A 6,347-nucleotide genomic window follows, 5' to 3' on the forward strand; every position below is an offset into this window, starting at 1 on the left:
GATCGCCGTGCCCGAGGACTGGGCGTACGACGTCCTGCTCTTCGCCCAGCGCAACCCGCTGCCCTGCCCGGTCCTCGACGTGACCGACCCCGGCGTCACCACGACCCCGCTCGCGCCCGGCGCCGACCTGCGCACCGACCTGCCCCGCTACCGGGTCTGGCGCGACGGGCGCCTCGTCGCCGAGCCCACCGAGGTCACCGACGTGTGGCGGGACGACCTGGTCGCCTTCCTCATCGGGTGCAGCTTCACCTTCGAAGGGGCGCTGCGCGAGGCGGGTGTGCCGCTGCGCCACGTCGAGCAGGGCCGCAACGTGCCCATGTACCTCACCGGGTGGCAGTGCCGCCCCGCGGGCCGGCTGCACGGCCCGCTGGTCGTCTCGATGCGGCCCGTCCCCGCGGAACTCGTCGGCACCGCGCGGCGGCTGACCGCGCGGATGCCCGCCGTCCACGGCGCGCCCGTGCACAGCGGGGACCCGGCCGCGCTCGGCATCGCCGACCTCGGCGCCCCGGACTTCGGCGACGCGGTCCACGCGCACCCCGGTGACGTGCCCGTCTTCTGGGCGTGCGGCGTGACCCCGCAGGCCGCCCTGATGGCGTCGGGCCCGCCGTTCGCCATCACCCACGCCCCGGGGCACATGTTCGTCACGGACGCCCTCGACAGCGCGTACCGGACGCCCTGACGCGGCGGCCGGGAAGCGGAGCCCGCCCGCCCCTTGGCCGGGTGCCCGGTCCGGCTCTAGCGTCGACGCCATGCAGACGATCACCTTGGGCGGTGTGGAGATCACCCGCATCGTGGAGTGGCAGGCGCCGGTCTCGCCCGTCGGCTCCGTCTTCCCTTCGAGCACCCCGCGGATGTGGAAGGAGAACGAGGCATGGCTGACGCCCGACTTCTGGGGTCCGCGGAACGACGAGTTCTACGTCAACGTGCAGACGTGGGTACTGCGCAGCGAGGGCCGCACGGTCCTCGTGGACACCGGGCTCGGCAACGACAAGAACCGTCCGTACATGGCGGGCTGGTCGGGGCTGCGGACCGACTTCCTGGACCGGCTCGCGGCCGCCGGTGTCCGCCCGGAGGACGTCGACGTCGTGATCAACACGCATCTGCACTCGGACCACGTCGGCTGGAACACCCGGCTCGTGGACGGCGCGTGGGTGCCGACCTTCCCCAGAGCCGCCTACCTGATCGCGAGAGCCGACTTCGACTACTGGAACCCGGCCAACGGGCACACGGTGAAGGGGAGGCTCGGTGACGTCAGCACCGCCCGGACGAACGGGGACATGTTCGAGGACAGCATCGCGCCGGTGCACCGGGCGGGTCAGGCGGTGCTCTGGGAGGACGGCTATCGCATCGACGCGGAGCTGAGCCTGGAGCCCGCGCCCGGGCACACGCCGGGGTCGGCGGTGCTGCGGCTGGCGTCGGGCACGGACCGCGCGCTGTTCATCGGCGACCTGGTGCACAGCCCCCTGCAGATCGCGGAGCCGGGCTGCGACACCTGCCTGAGCGAGGACCAGGCCCAGGCCACGCGTTCCCGGCTGCGCTTCCTGGAGGAGGCCGCCGACACCCGCGCGCTGGTGTTCCCGGGCCATCTGCCGGGCCACGGCGCGGCCGAAGTGCGCCGGGAAGGCGGCAAGTTCGCGATCGAGCGGTGGGCCGCGTTCACCCCTACGGGGCCGGGTGCCGCGTAGCACGAGGGCCGGCCGGTGGACGGGCTGTCCACCGGCCGGCCCTGTTTCTGCCGCCTGCTTCTTGCGCCTACTTCTTGTCCTCGATCGTGAAAGGCAGGTCGCGGGAGAAGAAGGCGAGGTCGCCGTTGCCGACCGAGATCCCCGCCTGCGCGGTGGTCACGTCGCGGGGGGCGTCGGGGGCGACGGCCACCCGGATGCGGTAGACGACCGTGGCACCCGGGGCGAGCGGCTTGGCGTCGGCCGGGCGCAGCGCGGCGCTCATGCCGGGGTCGCAGCCCCCGGCGACGAGCGCGACGCGCTCCCAGCCGTGGCCAGGCCGGTACTGCTGGAGGATCAGGTCCTTCGGGGTGAGGGCGTGGGCCGTGCCCTGGCCATAGGCGAAGTAGGAGGCGCGGAGGGCCGGGTAGGGCCGGTCCGTGGTGTTCTTCACCGTGACCGTGGCCTCGCTCGCCGAGCCGCCCCGGGCGAGGGCGGTCCGCCGCTGCCAGCCGGTGACCGAGACGTCGGGTCGGGTGGCGCTCGCGGTGCGGGCGGGGGCCCGGAAGGTGTGGCCCTTGCCGTCGTCGACGGAGGCGGTGACGGTGAAGCCGCCGGGCCGGTCGAGGTCCTGGAAGCGCAGGGCCACGGTGTACGGGTGGTCCGCGCTCGCCGACGCGGTGAGCGGGAAGGTGAAGACGCCGTGCTGCGGCGCGTCCGCGCCGCTCGGCCGGGTGTCGAGGTCGACCCAGCGGCGCTTCTCGGGGAGGTAGCGCTGCACGGACAGGGAGTCGGTGGAGAAGCCACGGCTGTCGACGTCCAGCCGCACCGTGCCTTTGGTGACGGGTGCGCGGAGCGTGATGCCGCCCTGGGTCCACAGGCCGATGGGGGCCTGGTCCGGGAGGCTGTAGGAGATCCTCTCCTTGGGAGCGCCGACCGTCGCACGTGCCGGAGGCGTGGAGTCCGCGGCGGCCCTGACGGCCCGGGCGGCCGACGCCCGGGCGGCGCAGTCCGCCACCGCCCGCGTGGTCCCGGCGGCCGGTATGGCCGCTGCCGCCCCCGCCGTGCCCGCGACGGCGGCCAGAGCGGCCGTCAGCGTCATCGCGGACCCCACGACGGCGCTCCTCGCGCCCAGCCACCGCCGCCGTGTGACTCTCTGTGTCATGTACCGCCCCCTGCGTCCGGGTTTGTACGTACACGCGTACGTCTCTGGTGTCAGAGATTGTCTCCTGTAGACGATGGTTCCTTCCACTCCCCGGATTCCCGTGAATTCCGGCGGACGGACGGCGTGTTGTCCACGGGAGCGGGAGCGCGGGGCCCGGCGGGGGCGGAGCGCCCGCCCCGGCGCGCTGCCGGGCGCACCGGGACGGGCGTGTCGCGGCGGGCGTGTCACAGGCGTGCCAGGGCGGGCGTGTCGCGGTGCGGGGGTCAGCCGCCGTGTCCGCCGCCCTGTGCCTGCAGCTGGTGCAGGGCGGCGACCAGTTCGTCCACCTCCTCGGCGGTGTTGTAGAGGGCGAGGGAGGCCCGTGCCGCGCTCTCCAGGCCGTAGTGGCGGAGGGAGGGCTGGGCGCAGTGGTGCCCCGCGCGGATGGCGATGCCCGCCTGGTCGAGCCACCGCGCGATGTCCATCGGGGCGTGACCCGCGAGGGTGAACGTCATCACGGCGATCTTGTCGGGCGTGGTGCCGAGCACCTCCAGACCCGGGACCGTGGCGAGGGCCTGTTCGGCGTAGTGGAGCAGCGCGCTCTCGTAGGCGGCCACCGCGTCGCGGTCGAAGGAGGTGAGCCAGTCGATGGCGGGCTTGAGGCCGACGACGCCCGCGATGTGCCCGGTGCCCGCCTCGAAGCAGTGCGGGACGGGCGCGAAGGTGACGTGGTCGAAGTCGACCGTGTCGATCATGTTGCCGCCGCCCTGCCACGGGGGCATGGCGGCGAGGACCTCGGGCTTGCCGTAGAGCGCGCCGACCCCGGTGGGCCCGTAGAGCTTGTGGGCGGAGAAGGCGTAGAAGTCGGCGTCGAGCCGCTGGACGTCGACCGGGAAGTGGGCGACCGCCTGGGCCCCGTCCACCAGCACCCGGGCGCCGTAGCGGTGGGCCAGTGCCGTCATCTCCCGTACCGGTGGCACGGTGCCGAGGACGTTGGAGGCGTGGCTGATCGCGACGAGCCGGGTGCGGTGGGACAGGAGCGACGCGTAGGCCTCCTGGTCGACGCTGCCGTCGGACAGCAGCGGGACGGGCACCACGCGGGCGCGGCGTTCCTTGGCGATCATCTGCCAGGGGACGATGTTCGAGTGGTGTTCCAGGGCGGAGACCAGGATCTCGTCGCCGGGCCCGAGGTTGGCGCGGCCCCAGGTCTGGGCGACGAGGTTGACGGCCTCGGTGGTGCCCCGGGTGAGGACGACCGTGTCCGGGGAGGGGGCGCCGAGGAAGTCCGCGGCCGCGGCCCGGCCGCCCTCGTAGAGGTCGGTGGCCTCGCGGGCGAGGGTGTGGGCGCCGCGGTGGATGTTGGAGTTGGCGGTGGCGTAGTAGGAGGCCAGGGTCTCGATGACCTGGCGGGGCTTCTGGGTGGTCGCCCCGTTGTCCAGCCAGATCACCGGGCGGCCGTTGACGGGCCGTTGCAGGATCGGGATGTCCTGACGGGCCGCCTCGGGGGTGAACTGTCCGCCGCGAGTGGTCGCGCCGCCCGTGGGCAGCCGGCTGCCCGTGAGGGCGGCGGGCGGCTGTGGCTGCGGCAGTGCGCTCGGGAGGGAGCCGGAGGCTCCGGGGAGCGCGCCGGAAGGCCGCGGGGTCAGGACGCCGGTGGGCAAGGGCGCGGTGGGGGCGCGGCCGCCCCACAGCGCGCCGGGTGCCATGTCAGGAGTAGTCATGGTACTTGGACACCTCGACGTTCTGGAGCACGGCGACGGCGTCCTCGACCAGTACGGCGGCGCTGAAGTAGGCCGTCATCAGGTACGAGGTGATGCCCTTCTGGTCCATGCCCATGTTGCGCATGGCCAGGCCGGGTTCGACCTCGTCCTGCACCTTGGCGGGGCGCAGGCCGACCACGCCCTGCCGGTCCTCGCCGACGCGCATCAGCAGGATCTCGGTGGTCTCGGCACCGGCCGGGCCGGTCATCCGTACCTTGTCGGACGGGAGCAGCGGGACGCCGCGCCAGCTCAGCAGCGGGCTCCCGAACCGGGTGTCCATCACCGGGGGCACACCCCGGCGCGTACACTCCCGGCCGAACGCGGCGATGGCCTTGGGGTGGGCGACGAAGAAGCCGGGCTGCTTCCAGACCTTGGAGAGGAGCTCGTCGAGGTCGTCCGGGGTGGGCGCGCCGGTGCGGGTCTGGACGCGCTGGCCCGGGGCGACGTTGTTGAAGAGGCCGAAGTCCGGGTCGTTGAGCATGACCCGCTCCTGGCGCTCGCGCAGCGCCTCGACGGTGAGACCGGCCTGAGCGCGGGTCTGGTCGATGGGCTCGTTGTAGAGGTCGGCGACGCGGGAGTGCACGCGCAGCACGGTCTGGGCGAGGCTCATGTGGTACTCGCGGGGCGTGTCCTCGTAGTCGACGTACGTGCCCGGGAGGTCGACCTCGCCGAGGTGGCCGGAGGCGAGGTCGACGGGCACCTCGGCGCCCGCGGGCCGGGCGTCCGCGGAGGTGAAGGCGTCGAGCGCGGTACGCAGGGCCTCGTCGCGGCCCGCGGCCTCGGCGAGGCGGGCACGGTCGAGGCACAGGGCGATGCCGGGGGTGACGGCCTGGACCCGGTGGGGGTGCTGCCCGGAGCGGGAGAAGGCGTCGAGGTCGAAGAACTGGCCGTCGCCGATGACCTCGGCGAGGGCGTCCTGGCCGTAGCGGCCGGTCACGCGCTTCTCGGCGCGGCCCTGGACGAGCACCCACAGCTTGTCGGCGGCGGCGCCCTCCTCGACGAGCGCCTGGCCCGCTTCGAAGGCGACCTCGGTGAAGGCCGCGGCGAGCGTGCGCAGCAGTTCGTCGTCGGCCTCGCGGAGGTAGGGCACCTCGCGCAGGTCCTCGGGGACTATGTGGTGGGTGCCGTTGTCCAGGTAGCTGCTGATCCGGTCGTCGCCCAGGATGAAGGTCCGGCGGCGGTTGACGCGGTAGACGCCGGATTCGACGTCGACCCACGGCAGGGCGCGCAGCAGGTAGCGCGGGGTGATGCCGCGCATCTGCGGGGTGGTCTTGGTGGTCGTCGCCAACTGCCGTGCCGCATCGGTACTGAGGCTCAGCCGGTCGTTCATGGGGACCTCCTCGGAGACGGGCGCGGACCCGCGACTCCTTGTGCAGCGCCGCCTGTCCACGCTCAAACGAAGGTGATCATCTTGGTGGAGGCTCCCGTTCACAAGACGCCATGTTTTGGCAACAGTCTTGAAACAATAGGCTCGTTGACGTTGCTCGCTCGTACAGGAATGGACAATTCCCGTCCGTCGCCTGCTCTGACCAGGCGTGGAGACGCGCCCCGCCCCTCCCGTGCGAGCCCCGCGCGTACGGGCCACGCGCGGGGACGCGTCACACATTCGTCCGGATACCTCTCAAGAACGGTGGTTCGAGGGCCGGTTGACAGGCTGGCGGTGTCTGTTCCCCGACATGTGTGTACATGCGGGTCCAAGTCGTAGGGAAATCAGCCGGTCCGCGGGCCGTACGCGGGCCCCGGCGGCGGGGGCGGCGGCGGAGCGGAGGTGTAGCCCGGCAT

5 protein-coding genes are annotated in these 6,347 nt (G+C 73.0%); 2 read left to right on the forward strand and 3 right to left on the reverse strand.

Going from position 1 to position 6,347, the window contains the following annotated elements:
* Both K6I34_RS28915 and K6I34_RS28920 read left to right on the forward strand, forming a co-directional pair.
* Window positions 1–679 (forward strand): putative hydro-lyase (locus tag K6I34_RS28915; RefSeq protein WP_229330316.1); only part of this gene is annotated, 679 nt, incomplete at its 5' end.
* Between the two features lie 70 nt (window positions 680–749).
* Complete coding sequence (locus tag K6I34_RS28920; protein ID WP_229330318.1) at window positions 750–1,685, forward strand: MBL fold metallo-hydrolase; 936 nt, start codon at window positions 750–752, stop codon at window positions 1,683–1,685.
* A 67-nt stretch (window positions 1,686–1,752) separates the two neighbouring features.
* Here the strand turns inward: K6I34_RS28920 and K6I34_RS28925 are convergent, their stop codons facing one another.
* From K6I34_RS28925 to K6I34_RS28935, 3 genes are all read right to left on the reverse strand, one after another.
* Window positions 1,753–2,826: a hypothetical protein gene (locus tag K6I34_RS28925; protein WP_229330320.1), complete on the reverse strand. Its 1,074-nt coding sequence runs from the start codon at window positions 2,824–2,826 to the stop codon at window positions 1,753–1,755.
* A gap of 263 nt (window positions 2,827–3,089) precedes the next feature.
* On the reverse strand, window positions 3,090–4,526 hold the full coding sequence (locus K6I34_RS28930) for a cysteine desulfurase (protein ID WP_229330322.1): 1,437 nt from the start codon (window positions 4,524–4,526) through the stop codon (window positions 3,090–3,092).
* Window positions 4,513–5,895, reverse strand: coding sequence for a family 2B encapsulin nanocompartment shell protein (locus tag K6I34_RS28935; RefSeq protein ID WP_229330324.1), 1,383 nt, complete (start codon window positions 5,893–5,895; stop codon window positions 4,513–4,515). Before K6I34_RS28935 ends, K6I34_RS28930 begins: the two co-directional genes overlap by 14 nt.
* Window positions 5,896–6,347 lie beyond the last annotated feature (452 nt).

Origin of the sequence: Streptomyces sp. UNOC14_S4 (assembly GCF_020740835.1) — a bacterium.
Classification (GTDB): domain Bacteria; phylum Actinomycetota; class Actinomycetes; order Streptomycetales; family Streptomycetaceae; genus Streptomyces.

Coding starts and splice junctions, on each gene's coding strand:
- K6I34_RS28920 (WP_229330318.1), top strand. CDS start 750: ATGCAGACGATCACCTTGGGCGGTGTGGAGATCACCCGCATCGTGGAG.
- K6I34_RS28925 (WP_229330320.1), bottom strand. CDS start 2,826: ATGACACAGAGAGTCACACGGCGGCGGTGGCTGGGCGCGAGGAGCGCC.
- K6I34_RS28930 (WP_229330322.1), bottom strand. CDS start 4,526: ATGACTACTCCTGACATGGCACCCGGCGCGCTGTGGGGCGGCCGCGCC.
- K6I34_RS28935 (WP_229330324.1), bottom strand. CDS start 5,895: ATGAACGACCGGCTGAGCCTCAGTACCGATGCGGCACGGCAGTTGGCG.